Genomic DNA, 16,624 nt, shown 5'->3' on the forward strand with positions numbered 1-16,624 from the left:
TTTGGCATTACACCAATATTGATTTTTATATTACAATGCCCGTTTACCCAATAAAAAGAATGAGATTCAAATGGCTGACGACACAAACAAAACAGACCAATCCGTAGATTTTGGCATACTCAATACCCTCGTTGGCTATCGCCTTCGTCGTGCTCAAATGAACTTTTTTAGTAAATTTGCTGAAGTTTGTTCAGATTTAGGCATTAGCCCGGGTTTATTTGCCATTATTGCTATTGTGGAACGCAACCCAGGTTTGACGCAAACCGCTGTCGCTCAAGCGCTTGGTAATGACAGATCGGCCATGGTTGCCGCGGTTGATAAACTTGAAAAAATGGACATTTTAGAACGCCGCCCAGCGATAAATGATCGCCGTTCGTATGCTCTGTTTATGACCAAAAAAGGCGAAAAATTCTTCGCTACTCTCAGTGGTCGCGTTATGGAACACGAAAAAGTCATGGCATCACGCTTAGAAAGTGAACAAGAACTAGAATGGCTACTGAAAACATTAGACATATTGTCTCAATGAACAAACACTTCTTTGATCAGAATGCTTAAAACGCCCTATCCAGTAGGCACTTACTTTCTTATAGTTTTAAGGATTCTGAGACCTTTCCTTTTGTCTATTGCCCTACGTCAAGGTTTACCACTTAAAAACAAGCGCCATTGATATTTTTACGCTATAAATAAGCAAACCTTTTCGAACAAAACGACAGGATCACGTTTTATGAAAGTTGCTGTTTTCTCCTGCAAACCCTACGACAAAAGAACCCTTGCCAGTTTTACAAACGAAGCCGACTTATCCATGACCTATTTTGAAAGTCGCCTCAGCATGGAGACCATCAGCTTAGTACAGGGCTTCGATGCGGTGTCTTGTTTTGTCAACGACGACGTCAATGCCGAAGTCATCCGTCTGTTAAAACAACAAGGGGTTAACACCATTGCATTACGCTGCGCTGGATTTAATAACGTCGACCTAGAAGCGGCCAAAACCCAAGGCATCAAGGTATTCCACGTGCCCGATTACAGCCCAACGTCCGTCGCCGAACACGCTGTTGCTCTGATCATGACACTGAATCGCAAAACCCATCGTGCCTATCACCGAGTCAAAGAAGGCAACTTTGCCCTTGAAGGACTAATGGGTTTTAACTTAGAAGGAAAAACCGTTGGCTGTATTGGCACAGGACGCATTGGCGCCGCATTTTGCCGCATCATGAAAGGCTTTGGCTGCCGAGTTTTATGCTATGATCTATCCCCTTCACAAGCGCTGATTGATCATGGCTGCGAATACATCACATTGGAAGAAATCTACCAACACAGTGACATCATCAGCCTGCATTGCCCTTTAAACGCCTCCACCCATCACCTCATCAACAAACACAGCCTAGACAAAATGAAAGACGGCGTGATGATCATCAATACCAGTCGAGGCGCATTGGTTCACGCACAAGAAGCCATCGATGCACTGTACAGTGGAAAAATCGGCTATTTAGGCTTAGATGTCTACGAACAAGAAAACAAAATCTTCTTTGAAGACATGTCTTCCCACATCATCCAAGACAGCGTCTTCCAGCTCATGCTTACCTTTCCAAACGTCGTCGTGACAGGCCATCAAGGCTACTTCACCATTGAAGCACTGAACCACATCGCCCAAACCACCGTCAACAACTTACTGCACCACCAAAGTGACAGCAGCGGCGCAAGGCAATTGGCGTAAGCCTGTTCTTCTGACTCTTCAGAAATGAGGTAACAAAAACATCACAGAATAATCGAGATTCAATAAACCATTCGTCTTGCTCATCACGTATAATTTGTGAACCTTGGAGAATGGAAAAGGAGTGACGAAAGATGAATCTCGATAAAGCAACGCAAGAAAGACTGATCGCCATCGTCCGTCGCGCGGGTCAAGAGATTGTCATGCCCAACTTTCGCCAACTCAGCGCGGCCGATGTAGACACCAAAAGCAGCCTCACCGATCTAGTCACAGTGGCTGACAAAGCCAGCGAAGCCTTTATTACCAAAGAAATCCAACAGGCCTTTCCCGATTGGGACATCGTCGGCGAAGAAGCCGTCGCCGACGATCCATCCACCACAGATAAAATTGCCACCGCTGACACCTGTGTCATCATCGACCCCATCGACGGCACATGGAATTACGCTCATGGTTCGCCTGAGTTCGGCCTAATACTCGCCGTAGTGGTAAAAGGCGTCACACGTTTCGGCTTACTTTATGACCCAGTCAACGACGACTGGATTTACGCCAACCTAGGCGAAGGGGCGTTTTTCCAACGTACCGCTATGAGTGAAAAAGGCAAGCATCAAACGCCCGCACAAGCGCCTTTGGCCTTGCAAATACACTCAGACGCAGAGCTTAACCTCGACAAACTTTTCGGCATCATGTCGGTCAACTCTTATACTGGTCAGAAAAAACAAGACTTCGCCCTAAAAGCTTCTCGCTTTGTGCGCATCAATAACTTGCCCTCTTGCCCAGCGTATCGACAAATTGCCCAAGGTCACTTTCACTTCAGCCTCACCTACAAAATGCTACCATGGGATCACGCGGCTGGCGTACTGATTCACACCGAAGTGGGTGGCATCTGCCGAACACTCGACGGCCAAGAATACAGCCCAACCATGCTCGATGGAGAAATGCTCGCCGCTCAATCAGAACAACAATGGCAAGCGTTGGCAGAGTGGTTTTTGTCGCTGAATACTAAATTCACGCTATAATTACTTTCAACACAACAACATGGGCGTTAAGTATGGATAAGCATCGTGCTTTACAAATACTAGCAGAGAGTAAAAAAGAATTAGCAAGGCGCTATGGTGTTATCGACCTAGCCTTGTTTGGTTCTACTGCACGCAACACTGCATCGCCACAGAGTGATATTGATGTGTTAGTCACCTTTGATGGCTGCGCCACGGCAAAACGCTATTTTGGCGTTCAATTTTATTTAGAAGACTTACTTGGTTGCCCAGTTGATTTAGTGACGGATAAAGCATTAAGACCAGAACTTCGACCTTATGTAGAGAGAGATAAAGTCAATGTTTGAAGCAGGACAAAGAGAGTGGCGACTCTATATTGACGATATGATCGGCTTCGCCGAGAAAGTACTTTCCTATACAGAAGGTATGAATCAAGCAAGTTTTATCAGCAATAACCTCACATACGATGCAACGCTTAGAAATATTGAATTAATAGGCGAAGCTGCTACGCACATACCTGACACTATTCGCTCTGAAAACAGTGACATCCCTTGGAGAATGATAGTGGCAACACGCAACCGTCTGATTCACGGCTATTTAGGCGTAGATGATGATATTCTCTGGAGCATTATTGTCGATGAAATCCCTGCTCTGTTATCAGCTCTGCGTATTATATCTGCGAACACAATGAGATAAGCAGCGCTCACTAGCTGTCATCATCCCCACGCTTCGTCTTGAACTCGACGATTTGAACAGCCCATACATGATCGACTTAGTTGATGAAAACAACCTCACCAACCAAGCCTTGTTAAAACAGATTCGAGAAACTGGGGTGGTTATTTACGAAACACGTACTTAGTCAGGGTAATGACTCGTTCTAAGCTGCTTTTACCAACTTTCCCCCTCCCTAACCCTTCAAAAATTCAAATTGCGGAATCCTTTCATGGTTATTGGGTAAGTTATTACCAAGGATGCTTAGCAAAGTAGCTTTCTAGATGATCAATTAAAGCGCGTACGTTGGGCGATAGGTGTTTTCGTGAGGAATACAGCGCGTAGATGGTGAGGTCTTTAGGTTTCCAATCCGGCAAAACATGGCTTAAGCGGCCGTTTTGAATATAACGATTAGCCAAATACGTCGGCTGTAAACACACTCCCATGCCATTCAATGTGGCATGCAAAAGCGCTGTGGCTTCATTGATACTTAAACGACAATCCAAAGAGACCGATTCAAAGTGGTCATGCTGAGATAGGTGCCAGATGTGACGTGCTAAATTTTTGTAGCCCAAGCATTGATGGTGTATTAGGTCTTGTGGATGGGTAATGTCGCCTATTGTTTGTTGCACTTTTTCAAGATACGCGGGAGACGCCACCAACACGGATTCACACACAGCAATGGGTTTGCCGATTAATGAAGGATCTGGATTCGAGGCAATGCGTATCGCAAGGTCAATGCTTTTTTCGGTTAAATCGGCCGTGCTGTCTTCTAAATCGATATCAATATGAACTTTAGGATGTTGCTCCATAAAGTCTTGAATGGCTCGCATGAGTTGGGAAAAACCAAACGACATACTGGAGGTGATTCGCACCACGCCAGACAACTCATCACTGGTATTCACCAAAGCGATAATATTATCCGCTTGCTCCAACCACTGTTCCACGTCTTTTAAGCAAGCTTCGCCCGCGCTGGTGAGGGATATTTTTCGTGTCGTGCGATGCAATAAACGAATCTTCAGCCAGTCTTCCATGGCTTCGATATAGCGTGTGACCATTGGGCGCGACATATTTAATCGATCGGCCGTACGGGAAAAACTCCGCGATTGGGCAACATCGATAAAGACTTTGGCAGCGATTACTCTGTCCATTTTTATACACCTATTTGCACGATATAAGAAACAATCATGCTCATGATTGTGTATTTTTCCGAACACGTCAATTCTCTATGATGGTCACATGAATTACACAATCACTCTTTGGAGAGAAAGATGAAAAAATTGATGACATTAGCCGCTTCTGCCCTTATCGCTCATTCTGCTGTTGCCGCAGACACTCAGCCATTAACACTGGATGTCTATAACGCCAATGCAGGTAGCTTTGGCGTCACTTCTACCTTGGTTTATGGCGATACCGAAGCCATGGTGATTGATGCAGGTTTTACTAAAGCCGACGCCTTGCGCATTGCCGCTAAAGTATTGGATTCGAAAAAAGAACTAAAAACAATTTTCATCAGCCAAGCCGATCCAGATTACTACTTTGGTGCAGAAACACTGCATGATATTTTCCCTAAAGCGGACATCATCACGACACCCGCGGTGAAAAAAGTCATTGAAGAAAAACTGGCAGGGAAATTGGCTTTCTGGGGACCCAAAATGGGCGCGAACGCACCTGTCGCACCTATCGTTCCTACGGCTTACACTCAATCTACTTTGACTGTTGATGGTCAGACTATTGAGATTCGTGGTACTGAAGGTGTATTGGCTCACCGCCCTTACCTTTGGATTCCGGCAAACAAAACGATCTTAGGAAACGTAGCGGTCTTCGGCAATATTCATTTATGGATGGCCGATGCTCAGTCTGATGAATCTCAAGCCGCTTGGAAGGCACAACTACAAGAAATGCTGGCACTGCAGCCTAGCATGGTGATTCCTGGTCATATGACTCAAGGCACTGAGCTGACGGCAGACAACATCACTTTCTCGCTTAACTACATAACGGCTTTTCAAAAAGCGAAAAAAGACAGCAAAGACAGCGCTGAATTGATTAACACGATGACAACGAAATACCCAGATGCGCAAGGTGCGTTGAACCTAGACATCGCAGCAAAAGTGCATAAAGGCGAAATGAAATGGTAAGGGTTCACTACTTCTTTGACCCTATGTGTGGCTGGTGCTATGGCGCATCTGCTCTGATTGAGGTGCTCGCCAATCATCCTGAGTTCGAGATTATCTATCACCCCGGTGGGATGATTCCAAAGCGCGCGATTGAGCCTTCTTTTAGACAGCATATTTTGCAGGCTGATAGCCAAATTGCCACCATGACAAAAACACACTTTGGTGATGCTTATAAAGCGAGAGTGGCAGGCGCTGGTGATTTTATCGTGGATTCGTATGCCACAACTCGCGCCTTTCTTGTTGGTCAAGACATGGGTATCGAAGCCCACAAGATGCTAGCAGCGATTCAAAAAGCACATTACCAAGATGGCCAACATCTGGATGACTTGAATGCTTTAGCGGATCTAGCGGTTTCTATGGGGTTGGATAAAACGATTTGGGAAGAAAAAATGGCAGGCTCTGAAGCGAACATGCTAGAGCAGGTAAAACAAAGCCATCAATTAATGGCAACAATGGGAGTCAGTGGTTACCCAACCTTAGTGATTGAAAAAGACGGAAAGCTACAACGCCTCTCTCATAGTTATTATTATGGCAAAACACGGGAATGGACAAACTATTTGACTGACTTTATCTGAGTGTTTAACACCCCAAAACCTTCTTTGCATGAGTAAAGAAGGTTTTCTTATGCTTAGCAATAAACCGTTAAATCTGCCAAGCAAACGTTAAAGTACCATAACGCGTATACTTATCCATTTCTCGATCATGCTCGTCGCTACTAAAGCTAAAGGGAGAATTAATAGCAAAAGACAATGCAGCGTCTCCCCAAGAATACGTCACCCCAGACGTGAACATATTATTGTTATGATCGTAATCTATCGAGCGGCTGTCACGAAAGGTATTCCCGTCGGTGAATATTTGGTTAAAAGTATAACCGACTTCAACACCCGCAAAAACAAACCAGCCTTTGCTGACGGCAATGGGATTAGACGTTCTAGAGTCAACAAGTAATACGGTAGAAAAAGAGTCATCAAGACTTCGACCATAACGCAACATGAAGCCGCTGCTGACAGAACTTCTTAACGTACCAACACTCATTGCTGCGCCCGTTAATAAGTCTGTATGACCACTATCGGACACCCAAGACCGCCAAGTTCGACCACGCGATAACTCAAATACCAGTTCATTTTCTAATTGTGTATCCCAACCCTTTGGATTTTTGGCGCTGATCACCCGATGCACCGCTTTTTGAGTTTGCTCTCCCATTGCGAGAGGCCCAACCAGTCCAACGGTGGTGGCAACTCTGTCAGCATAATCCGGCATAACAGCAATATAAGTATTGGTAAAACTCAATAGCGCAGAATAAGGAAAGGTCCCTTCGGCAGGCACCTCTACTTCGATATCGTAGGGCGTTGTCAGTGTTTGACCACCACTATAGATGTTAATGGAGGTATTCGGGCGTTGACTGGGCATACTCCACATCAACGGCCTCACCATAAAACCAGGTTGTGGCGCTTTATCAGGGGTATCATTAACGTCAAAATAAGAGACATAGATTCCGTTGGTGTAACCATTGTCTTCATTGACAAAAAAATCATTGTCTAATGTCGCTGACAGCCAATGCGTATCAGCGTGAACTGGCAATCCCAACAGTAAGGAGACACCTAAAAAACAGTGTTTAAACAATGATATCGTGTTTTTAAATTGATGCCTTCCCGTTCGTGCCGCTTCCATTTCTCACCCATTTCATTACTGTCAATGCGGCCTATTATAAGACGATTTAATGCAACAGGAGGGGGCAAATATCATTTATAACAATAAAACCATAAAAGGATAATATTTCAGAATACCCACAAAAACATACTTATTTTGTGCACCTTGTTCACAAGCTAAAAAGCCACTATTCAGATGTTGCGAATAGTGGCTTTTGAATACGCTATAAAATGCGATAACTCACTTTTTTTAGAAGATTAGGAACCCAAGTGAAATAATAACGCCAGACCCTATTAACGCCATCAAGCAATAACCCATGACATCTTTCGCACCCAGCCCAGCAATGGCTAACGCAGGCAACGCCCAGAATGGTTGAATCATGTTTGTCCATGCATCGCCCCAAGCAATCGCCATGGCGGTTTTCGCGGCATCCACACCCAATGCAGCCCCTGCTGGCATCATGATTGGCGCTTGTACCGCCCACTGACCACCACCGGAAGGAACAAAGAAGTTAACGATGCCGGCACTCAAGAAAGTAAATAAAGGAAAGGTCGTTTCATTCGAAATGGACACAAAGGCCTGAGAAATCACCCCAGCCAATGACGCACCTGAATCTCCCGTTGCAGTCATCATCCCCATGATCCCTGCGTAAAACGGAAACTGCAATAAAATCCCTGAACAATTACGGGCACCTTGAGAAATCGAAATCAACAAGCTTTTTGGTGTGCCGTGTAACAAAATGGCAGAAAACAAAAAGATAAAGTTGACCAAATTCAAATTCAATGCAAAACCATTGTCGATAAAATAATAAATAATGTAAGCAAAGCCCATTACCCCAAGTGATAACGACAAAACACGGCTGTTTTCTAAACGCTCAGCTGGCGTCATATCCGCTTTATTCGGCGTTTCAACGGCTTGTTCTTTCAACAATTCGGTATCAATCGTGATGGTGTCTTGCGGTGCTGGGTGCATCAAACGATTCAATAAGGGAATAGTGACAAACATCACCGCCAAGATGGTGAGGTTCATGGTGGAGAAAATAGTTTCAGAGGTTGGAATCGCCGCCGTCACCGCGCCATTGGTGACTTTTTCTATGTTCGCACCGCCCGCAATAGACAGTGGAATCGAGCCAGACAAACCACCATGCCAGAACAAAAAGCCACTGTAAGCTGAGGCGATCAACAAACGATAATCCACGCCCTTTACACGAGCGGCGATTTCTTTGGCAAAAATAGCGCCGACGACTAAGCCAAACCCCCAGTTCACCCAGCACGCCATCGCACTGATCACCGTGACTAAAATTATGGCTTGGCCTGGCGTCGTTGCCACACCCGCCAACATAGCCAATTTACGTTTAAACGCGGGTGCGCTCGCCATGGCATGACCCGTAACAACCACCATCGCCATCTGCATTGAGAAGCTCAGTAAACTCCAAAAGCCCCCCGCCCACGCATTCACTACCTGCATCGGCCCTTGTCCAGTGCTTGGCATCACAAAAAGAAAGACCACAAAGGTCAATACAATGGCAAAAATGAAAGGATCGGGTAGATAGCGCTGTAAAAGCGCGACAAAAAATTGACTCACTTTTTGTAAGCCGGTTTGTTTTTGTTCAAGAGTATTATTCATCGGTTTATCCTATTTTTTTATATTTTTTATTGGACGAAAAAGCAAAAGCAGCAAAGCCAGACAGACGAACAGTCGTTACTTCTCTGCCTCACCTTGTTGCCTTTATTGATTTCCATTTTCTGACAAACGTTCTAACGAGACACCAGCATCGCTACACCCATACCGCCGCCAATACACAAAGTCGCCAGTCCTTTTTTAAGATCTTGACGCTGCATTTCATGGAGCAATGTAACTAGAATTCGGCAGCCAGACGCCCCAATCGGATGTCCTAGCGCCACGGCGCCACCGTTGACGTTGACCTTGTTGGGATCCAGACCCAGTTCTTTATTGACACAAAGGGCTTGCACGGCAAAAGCTTCGTTGGCTTCAATTAGATCCAAATCCGCCACTTGCCAATTGGCTTTGCTGAGTACTTTTTGCGTGGCAGCGATCGGGCCAGTCCCCATAATCTCAGGATCCACTCCCGCACTGCTTGCCGCTTCAATCACAGCAAGAATCGGCAAGCCCAAACGTTTCGCCTCTTCATCGGATGTCACAATCACCATGGCCGCGCCATCGTTCAACGTAGACGCATTCCCTGCCGTCACCGTGCCCTCTTTGGTAAACGCTGCACGCAGCTTGCCAAGAGATTCCGCTGTTGTATCGGGACGAATCTGCTCGTCTGCGTCGACAATAACGGGATCGCCTTTACGCTGAGGAACTGAAATAGCAAGTATCTCTTCAACAAAGCGTCCAGCAGTCTGTGCTTGGGCGGCTTTTTGTTGGGAGTTGGCAGCGAAGACATCTTGTTCTTGACGACTAATCTCCCAACGATTGGCGATATTTTCCGCTGTTTGGCCCATGTGATAATCGTTAAAGGCATCCCACAAACCGTCAGTTACCATGGAATCCAACAATTCCCAGTTGCCCATTTTTTTGCCTGAGCGACTGTTTGGTAACACATGGGCGGCTTGGCTCATGCTTTCCTGTCCACCCGCCACGACCATTTTAGCGTCGCCATTCAGCACAGCTTGTGCCGCCAATTGCACGGCTTTTAAGCCAGAGCCGCAGACTTTATTAATCGTCATGGCAGAGACATGCTTAGGTAATCCTGCATGTATGGCGGTTTGACGAGCTGGGTTTTGACCACAACCCGCCGCCAGTACTTGTCCCAAAATCACGTCTTCAATGTGATCTTTCAAAATAGGCTGTTTGGCTAACATGCCAGACAAAAGTTGAGTGCCTAATTGCACCGCGCTCAACGAAGATAACGCGCCATTAAAGGCACCAATCGGGGTTCGTGCTGCAGCAACGATAACGGCTTTCATAAAAAACTCCTTTCATTTTATTAGGCAAAAACCATTTCTGGCACATGATCCGGCACAATAAGCTTGCCTTGAGTCTTTTCAATAATCTCTTCCACTGACACGCCTGGCGCTCTTTCTTTCAGGACAAATGCGCCCTCTTCAATCTCCAGCCAAGCCAAATCCGTGAGCACTTTTTTAATACAGCCCTTGCCAGTCAGTGGCAAGGAACAATTCGACAATAATTTGGACTCACCATCTTTAGACGCATGAGTCATGGTAACAATAATATTCTCCGCACCCGCCACTAAATCCATCGCGCCGCCCATGCCCTTGATCAATTTGTTGGGTATCATCCATGACGCAATATTGCCGTGCACATCCACTTCGAATGCCCCCAATACGGTTAAATCCACATGGCCACCACGTATCATGGCAAAGGATTCAGCAGAGGAGAAAATCGACGCACCTTTCACTGTGGTCACGGTTTGTTTGCCGGCATTGATCATATCCGCGTCAATGGTGTCTTCGGTGGGAAACTCGCCCATGCCAAGCAAACCATTTTCCGATTGCAACATAACCGCCATATCTTTTGGGACATAATTAGCGACTAAGGTAGGAATACCAATACCAAGATTCACGTAAAAACCGTCTTGTAATTCTTGGGCGACACGTTGCGCCATTTGCTCTCTTGTCAGTGACATAAGAAACCTCTATTTTTATTCTGTTGTTTTGCTCTTTTATTTTAGTCAGCGGCTTTAACGGTTCTTTTTTCGATGCGTTTTTCAAAGGTGCCAAGCACCACACGATCGACATAAATGCCCGGGGTATGGATTTGAGCAGGATCGAGTTCACCCACTTCGACAATTTCTTCCACTTCTACAACAGTGATTTTGCCAGCGGTTGCGGCTAAGGGATTGAAGTTCTGTGCGGTATGGCGATAAATGACATTGCCGTAACGGTCGGCTTTCCAGCCTTTAACAATGGCGAAGTCACCGACGATGGCTTCTTCCAACAGGTATTCACGGCCATTAAATTCTTTGGTTTCTTTGCCTTCTGCGACCGGTGTACCGACGCCAGTGGCGGTATAAAAAGCGGGAATGCCAGCACCACCAGCGCGCATTTTTTCCGCCAGCGTACCTTGAGGCGTGAGTTCGACTTCCAACTCACCATTCAGTAATTGCTTTTCGAATAAGGCGTTTTCGCCCACATAAGACGACACCATTTTGCGAATTTGCTTATCTTCGAGCAGAATCCCCAAACCAAACCCATCGACACCGCAGTTATTCGATACAACCGTTAAGCCTTTGGTGCCTTTGCGTTTGATCTCAGCAATCAGATTTTCTGGAATACCGCACAAGCCAAAACCGCCTGCCAGCACCGTCATATCATCTTCTAGCCCGATCATGGCTTCTTCATAGGAAGCAACGACTTTGTCAAAACCGGCCATTTTATTCTCCTGTTTTTTTATTCTTAATGTCCTCCAGTTTGACCTAAGGCGATAAATAAATTAAATTTGTTTTTTCTATTTATTAATAAGTTTATCAAAACAATAATCACAAAGAAGACTTCCAGCATGAACGTCAAACAAATTCGAGCTTTCTTGGCAGTTGCCCAGTCTATGAGCTTTGCCAGTGCGGCCACGCAACTGCATTTGTCCCAACCGGCGTTGAGCCTATCCATTAAAAGCCTAGAAGATAATTTAGGCGGGAAGCTACTGACTCGAACCACGCGCCATATTGCGTTAACGCCTGAGGGGGAAGCCTTGGTCCCCATTGCTAGGCGATTACTCGCCCAATGGGAAAATGCCGAAGACGAAATGAAGCAACGCTTTGCATTGCAGTTAGGAAAAATCACCATTGCTTCCATGCCGTCGTTTGCCGCGTCATTGCTGCCAAAAGCGATTCGTAATTACCATGCTTCATACCCAAATATTCAGGTTGCCATCGACGATGTGTTATCGGATGTGGTAGTAGAAATGGTGCGCAATAACCAAGTGGAGCTGGGGATTTCCTTCGAACCAAGCAATCTTGTAGACCTGTCTTTCCATCCGCTTTATGAAGACAGATTTATTGCTATTTTGCCTAAAAACCACCCGTTAGAAACGCTAGATACCATTGCTTGGCAGGCCTTATTAGAATACGACTTCATCACCTTACAACGCCCTTCCAGTGTTCGCACCATGATAGAAAACACACTGCAAGACGCAGGTATCGAACTCAATGTGGCTTTTGATGCTCACCAACTTGCTACCGTAGGACGCATGGTCAGCGAAGGCATGGGGGTTGCGGTTGTCCCTGCTCTATGTCGACAACAAGCCATAGAACAAGGTGCCATCTGCCGCCCTGTGATAGCACCCGAAATTCGTCGCCGTGTTGGTGTCATCTGCCAACCCAGATCCAACCTCTCTATCGCCGCAGCAGCCATGCTGGATGTATTGATGGATACTTATGCTTGATCGCATCTAGCTTGAGACACAATAACCTTGGATAAACTATTAGACTGCCTCACCATTACCAGCAAAATCATGCACCATAATGCGTTTTTGCTCGAACAATCAACACAACACAACGATCATTTTCAATTCGGTAAACAATACGATCTTGGAAACTAAGACCAACAGAATAATAGCCCTTTAAATCTCCCACCAGTGCCTTTCCGGTCTCCGGTGAGACCGCAATTTTATGCCGCAAAATATCTTTGAGTTTGCTCTTTAACTTTGGTGAAAGCTTGGCAACATCTTTTTGTGCCTGCTTAGTGAACTCAATCTGATAGCGTTCACCACTCACAAAGGCTCTCCAAACACCTCTTCAAAGCTCACTACCTCACCCGCATTTGCTTCAAGAACAGATTGATTAAACGTCTGCTTAAAATCTGGTTGCGACAAAAGGTACAGTGTTTCCTGCAAACCTTCATAGTCCTCAGCTGACATAATGACGGCATTGCCTGATTTATGCTGCACTTCAATAATGTCATGTTGCTGATTCGTTTGCTTAATGAGCTCAAAAAACGTTTTTCTTGCTTCTGTCGCCGTTATTGTAATCATCATTCACCCTCCAAAAACGTACCGAATAATGTACCACCTGTTCTTGTTGGAGTAAATAACAAACCGTAGGGCTGCATTAGGGAGGCACGACCGTAATTTGCCAAAGCAGCATTTACGATCCCAACAAAATTTCCTGTTTGACTGTGAAACCCATCTTTTGTTGGTCACCACCCAGAAGTTTTCCTAAGCCACGTATTCGACTGTATTGATTAATGCATACAGCCAACGCCAATATTACGAACAAAATAAGGAACGATGATAATCTTTTGCATTTAAGTCGCTTTCAGCCCTTATTTCTGTCGCTCAAAGAACTATCCTTTCTGTCACTGGTGACAAAATGACCAGTCACGCACACAACAAAAACAACAGCAAAAAAGGATGTCGTTATGAGTACTCATGCAAATCGCGGTGTTATTTATCAGGGTAATGGCACGGTTAAAGTCGACGTTATTCCCTTTCCTGAGCTCGCTATTGGCAAACGCCGATGCGATCACGGTGTTATTCTTAAAGTCGTTACCACCAATATTTGTGGCAGTGATCAACACATGGTCAGAGGCCGTACCACGGCGCCAACGGGGTTGGTATTGGGCCATGAGATCACGGGCGAAGTGATTGAATGTGGCCGAGATGTAGAGTTCATTAAGGTGGGGGATTTGGTGTCTGTCCCTTTCAACATCGCTTGTGGTCGTTGCCGCAACTGTAAAGAAGGCAAAACAGGTATTTGTCTAAACGTTAACCCAGCTCGTCCCGGTGCCGCTTATGGCTATGTTGACATGGGCGGTTGGGTGGGTGGACAAGCGGATTATGTGATGGTGCCTTACGCGGATTTTAACTTGCTGAAATTCCCCGATGCCGATCAAGCTCGTGAGAAAATCCAAAGTCTCACCTTGCTCTCTGATATTTTCCCAACGGGTTTCCATGGTTGCGTCACCGCAGGTGTGGGTCCGGGCTCTACCGTGTATATCGCAGGCGCAGGCCCAGTTGGTCTTGCGGCGGCGGCTTCCGCTCATTTACTTGGTGCAGCGTGTGTGATTGTTGGCGATATGATTGAAGATCGACTCAATCAAGCACGTTCTTTTGGTTGTGAGACAATAGACCTTAAACAAGAGGGTGATATTCAAGATAAGATCGAAGCCATTCTTGGGGATCGTGAAGTGGATGCTTTTGTTGATTGCGTAGGGTTTGAGGCTCATGCTTGTGGCTGTAATCACCATCAGGAATCCCCTGCGGTGGTATTGAACTCTGCGATGCAAATGACTCGCGCAGGCGGCCAAATTGGTATTCCTGGTTTGTACGTCACAGAAGACCCAGGTGCGAGCGATGATGCAGCCAAACAAGGCAGCTTGAGCATGCGTTTTGGTCTAGGATGGGCAAAATCGCATTCTCTTCATACTGGCCAATGTCCAGTAATGAAGTACCATCGCCAGCTAATGCAAGCCATCTTGTTTGATAAGATAGACATTGCAAAAGCGGTCAATGTGCAAATGATTTCACTGGATCAAGCACCACAAGGCTATGCCGATTTTGATGGCGGCGCCGCGAAGAAATTTGTTATCGACCCGCATAAAATGGTGAGTTAATCCTGCTCTTACTTTTCTTGTAAAAAAAACTCGTCAACGTAATGTGGACGAGTTTTTTTATATACAAACAAATAACGCGTTTTTACGGATTTAAACCGTTTGTCAATGTAGAGCCATCAATCGGTGCTGGCGTACCGCCACCAAAGCGATAGGTTAAAGAACCTAAAATTCGTGGTGATGAGGTATCATAGATATCCGACACAGACTCTCCACCGACTTTTTTCCATGCAGCAAAAACATCAGCACTCCAATTAGCATGCTCATATTTCAATCCAAAACCTGCACCCGCTAGATTTCGGGTTTCACTTAACAAAGAAGCGGTTGGTTTTGCATAGGTATTGATTCTACCTGCATCATAAAATACATAGGGGGTGAAGTCGTTAATGTTATAACGCAGCTCTAACTGTGTGTAGTACCCTTCATCACCACCGCCGTTCTCGCCAGCCTCTCCTGAAGGATAAGCCCGCACTGCGTTCGTTCCCCCCAAATACAGGTCTTCTGAAGCGTCTAGGTTTTTGTTAGTGTGTTGAGCACTGCCTTTAACAAACAAACTGAACCCAGAAGGCAATGACTGAATACGCGCCACTTCTAATGTGGTTTTTACAAAATCACCATCACTATTCACTGTGTCATCGTTATTAGAAAGATTCCCTAAGCCTACCGTCAGAGCACCATAGGTAATACCTCCGCCTAGATACTGATCTCGAGTATCAAATGCAAGAGCTAGCGGGACGCTGTTCACAAATTTTGTTAACTTGCTGTCCGCTGAGCGATAAAAGTCCATCAAGTCTTTACGCTCTATGTTGGCCTTTGCGTTCACGTTCGTCAGCTGTGAACGAATCAACGGATAACTTAAACCTATACTATAAATATTTGAGCTACCAATGGCATCCAACGACTCATACTCTCTTCCCAAGGTATATTCCGTTCGGCTAAAAGAGGCGTTGAATCTTAAACCATTTGGCATGACTGGTAAGCTGTATCCCAAATGACCAAACAACATATTTTCATCGGTATACATCGCACGCACATTTAACTCATCACCGAAGTTAAACATATGGGCTTTTTTAATACCTGCCTGAACTCGGTTATAGCCAGTATAACGGCTGCCTTGATTATCAATCGTGACATCCCCGAACATTTGCTGTTCAGGGATTAAAAGCACATTGAGGTCTGCTGTTCCAGTACTATTGCCGGGACTAACAGAAGGCAGCGCTTTGTAACCTGGAATATCGTTCATGATCAATGAGATACGCTCTAGTTTACTGGATTCAATTACCTCATTAGGCTCAATAGTGGATAAATACGCTTGCGCTTTGGCTTGTATATCTTGAGTCGCTTTTACCGTGGCACGACCGTACTTGCCTTCCAAGACATCGATTCGCAACTCTCCATTTTTCATGCTCTGAGCTGGTATATAAGCTCTCGCAAAGGGATAACCGCGATCTCGGTAAAAAAGACTGATCTTATTTGCTAAACTACGGTAACCGGCCAAGTCATAAGACTTATCCAAAATATCACCTAAACTGGCCAATATTTCCTCTTCTGTAAAGACCGACAAACCTGTAATTTGCAGTTTGTTCAACACAGCTTGCGGACCACCGGAAGCGGCTTCAGTTAATGCATTACCATCAAATTGAATGGTAAAATCCGACGGTTCAGGTGCCACTAACCTTGGCTGGGTTTGCTGAATCAATGTTCCCGAGTTAGTGGGTGGCAGTGACTCCGCATTAGAGACCACAGAGACACTTGCCACCAACACTGCCACAGATAAATTCAAAGGTTTTGTGATGCTTTTTTTCGGTAATACTCTTTTCATAAAATCTAACCTTAATCCTAATTTTCGGA

The 16,624-nt window shown here is 45.4% G+C and carries 18 protein-coding genes; 9 read left to right on the top strand and 9 right to left on the bottom strand.

Translation table 11 applies throughout. The features are described from left to right. The first annotated feature begins 70 nt into the window (after nucleotides 1–70). The 5 genes from DKT73_RS14905 to DKT73_RS14925 all read left to right on the top strand — a co-directional run bounded on the left by DKT73_RS14905 (nucleotide 71) and on the right by DKT73_RS14925 (nucleotide 3,399). Nucleotides 71–526, top strand: a complete 456-nt coding sequence (locus DKT73_RS14905; RefSeq protein ID WP_111639342.1) for a MarR family winged helix-turn-helix transcriptional regulator — start codon at nucleotides 71–73, stop codon at nucleotides 524–526. A 198-nt stretch (nucleotides 527–724) separates the two neighbouring features. Continuing rightward, on the top strand, nucleotides 725–1,714 hold the full coding sequence (locus DKT73_RS14910) for a 2-hydroxyacid dehydrogenase (RefSeq protein ID WP_111639343.1): 990 nt from the start codon (nucleotides 725–727) through the stop codon (nucleotides 1,712–1,714). 131 nt (nucleotides 1,715–1,845) lie between these two features. Then, nucleotides 1,846–2,727 carry an inositol monophosphatase family protein gene (locus DKT73_RS14915; RefSeq protein ID WP_111639344.1) on the top strand — a complete coding sequence of 294 codons (882 nt, stop codon included), beginning with the start codon at nucleotides 1,846–1,848 and terminating at the stop codon, nucleotides 2,725–2,727. Nucleotides 2,728–2,759: 32 nt separating this feature from the next. Further along, a complete protein-coding gene (locus DKT73_RS14920) occupies nucleotides 2,760–3,050 on the top strand; it encodes a nucleotidyltransferase family protein (protein WP_111639345.1) in 291 nt (96 codons plus the stop codon). Next, nucleotides 3,043–3,399, top strand: a complete 357-nt coding sequence (locus DKT73_RS14925) for a HepT-like ribonuclease domain-containing protein (RefSeq protein ID WP_111639346.1) — start codon at nucleotides 3,043–3,045, stop codon at nucleotides 3,397–3,399. Before DKT73_RS14920 ends, DKT73_RS14925 begins: the two co-directional genes overlap by 8 nt. Before the next feature lie 266 nt (nucleotides 3,400–3,665). On the opposite strand, the gene DKT73_RS14930 is transcribed toward DKT73_RS14925, so the two are convergent. After that, nucleotides 3,666–4,565, bottom strand: a complete 900-nt coding sequence (locus DKT73_RS14930) for a LysR family transcriptional regulator (protein WP_111639347.1) — start codon at nucleotides 4,563–4,565, stop codon at nucleotides 3,666–3,668. A gap of 120 nt (nucleotides 4,566–4,685) precedes the next feature. Between DKT73_RS14930 and DKT73_RS14935 the strand changes: the two genes are divergently transcribed. Both DKT73_RS14935 and DKT73_RS14940 read left to right on the top strand, forming a co-directional pair. Next, the gene (locus tag DKT73_RS14935; RefSeq protein ID WP_111639348.1) at nucleotides 4,686–5,552 is read left to right on the top strand and encodes an MBL fold metallo-hydrolase; all 867 of its coding nucleotides are present in this window, start codon (nucleotides 4,686–4,688) and stop codon (nucleotides 5,550–5,552) included. Next, nucleotides 5,546–6,166 carry a DsbA family protein gene (locus tag DKT73_RS14940; RefSeq protein WP_111639349.1) on the top strand — a complete coding sequence of 207 codons (621 nt, stop codon included), beginning with the start codon at nucleotides 5,546–5,548 and terminating at the stop codon, nucleotides 6,164–6,166. Before DKT73_RS14935 ends, DKT73_RS14940 begins: the two co-directional genes overlap by 7 nt. Nucleotides 6,167–6,233: 67 nt before the next feature. Here the strand turns inward: DKT73_RS14940 and DKT73_RS14945 are convergent, their stop codons facing one another. The 5 genes from DKT73_RS14945 to DKT73_RS14965 all read right to left on the bottom strand — a co-directional run bounded on the left by DKT73_RS14945 (nucleotide 6,234) and on the right by DKT73_RS14965 (nucleotide 11,600). Continuing rightward, a complete protein-coding gene (locus DKT73_RS14945; RefSeq protein ID WP_111639350.1) occupies nucleotides 6,234–7,262 on the bottom strand; it encodes a lipid A deacylase LpxR family protein in 1,029 nt (342 codons plus the stop codon). 228 nt (nucleotides 7,263–7,490) lie between these two features. After that, nucleotides 7,491–8,867: a short-chain fatty acid transporter gene (locus DKT73_RS14950; protein ID WP_111639351.1), complete on the bottom strand. Its 1,377-nt coding sequence runs from the start codon at nucleotides 8,865–8,867 to the stop codon at nucleotides 7,491–7,493. Between the two features lie 131 nt (nucleotides 8,868–8,998). Further along, the gene (locus tag DKT73_RS14955; RefSeq protein ID WP_111639352.1) at nucleotides 8,999–10,174 is read right to left on the bottom strand and encodes an acetyl-CoA C-acetyltransferase; all 1,176 of its coding nucleotides are present in this window, start codon (nucleotides 10,172–10,174) and stop codon (nucleotides 8,999–9,001) included. Between the two features lie 20 nt (nucleotides 10,175–10,194). Then, nucleotides 10,195–10,854, bottom strand: coding sequence for a CoA transferase subunit B (locus tag DKT73_RS14960; RefSeq protein ID WP_111639353.1), 660 nt, complete (start codon nucleotides 10,852–10,854; stop codon nucleotides 10,195–10,197). 41 nt (nucleotides 10,855–10,895) lie between these two features. Then, nucleotides 10,896–11,600: a CoA transferase subunit A gene (locus DKT73_RS14965; RefSeq protein ID WP_111639354.1), complete on the bottom strand. Its 705-nt coding sequence runs from the start codon at nucleotides 11,598–11,600 to the stop codon at nucleotides 10,896–10,898. 126 nt (nucleotides 11,601–11,726) lie between these two features. Between DKT73_RS14965 and DKT73_RS14970 the strand changes: the two genes are divergently transcribed. Next, nucleotides 11,727–12,608 (top strand): LysR family transcriptional regulator, encoded by an 882-nt coding sequence (locus tag DKT73_RS14970; RefSeq protein ID WP_111639355.1) that lies wholly within the window; start codon nucleotides 11,727–11,729, stop codon nucleotides 12,606–12,608. A gap of 67 nt (nucleotides 12,609–12,675) precedes the next feature. Here DKT73_RS14970 and DKT73_RS14975 read toward each other — a convergent pair whose 3' ends face one another. Together DKT73_RS14975 and DKT73_RS14980 are read right to left on the bottom strand one after the other, a co-directional pair. Continuing rightward, nucleotides 12,676–12,939, bottom strand: a complete 264-nt coding sequence (locus DKT73_RS14975; RefSeq protein ID WP_111639356.1) for a type II toxin-antitoxin system RelE/ParE family toxin — start codon at nucleotides 12,937–12,939, stop codon at nucleotides 12,676–12,678. Next, nucleotides 12,936–13,199, bottom strand: coding sequence for a type II toxin-antitoxin system Phd/YefM family antitoxin (locus DKT73_RS14980; RefSeq protein WP_198666635.1), 264 nt, complete (start codon nucleotides 13,197–13,199; stop codon nucleotides 12,936–12,938). Before DKT73_RS14980 ends, DKT73_RS14975 begins: the two co-directional genes overlap by 4 nt. Before the next feature lie 383 nt (nucleotides 13,200–13,582). Between DKT73_RS14980 and fdhA the strand changes: the two genes are divergently transcribed. Beyond that, nucleotides 13,583–14,776: a formaldehyde dehydrogenase, glutathione-independent gene (gene fdhA, locus DKT73_RS14985; RefSeq protein WP_111639357.1), complete on the top strand. Its 1,194-nt coding sequence runs from the start codon at nucleotides 13,583–13,585 to the stop codon at nucleotides 14,774–14,776. 82 nt (nucleotides 14,777–14,858) lie between these two features. Here fdhA and DKT73_RS14990 read toward each other — a convergent pair whose 3' ends face one another. Beyond that, on the bottom strand, nucleotides 14,859–16,595 hold the full coding sequence (locus DKT73_RS14990) for a ShlB/FhaC/HecB family hemolysin secretion/activation protein (RefSeq protein ID WP_111639358.1): 1,737 nt from the start codon (nucleotides 16,593–16,595) through the stop codon (nucleotides 14,859–14,861). Nucleotides 16,596–16,624: the final 29 nt, after the last annotated feature.

It is taken from the genome of Marinomonas shanghaiensis (genome assembly GCF_003259175.1).
In the GTDB taxonomy this organism is placed as follows: domain Bacteria; phylum Pseudomonadota; class Gammaproteobacteria; order Pseudomonadales; family Marinomonadaceae; genus Marinomonas; species Marinomonas shanghaiensis.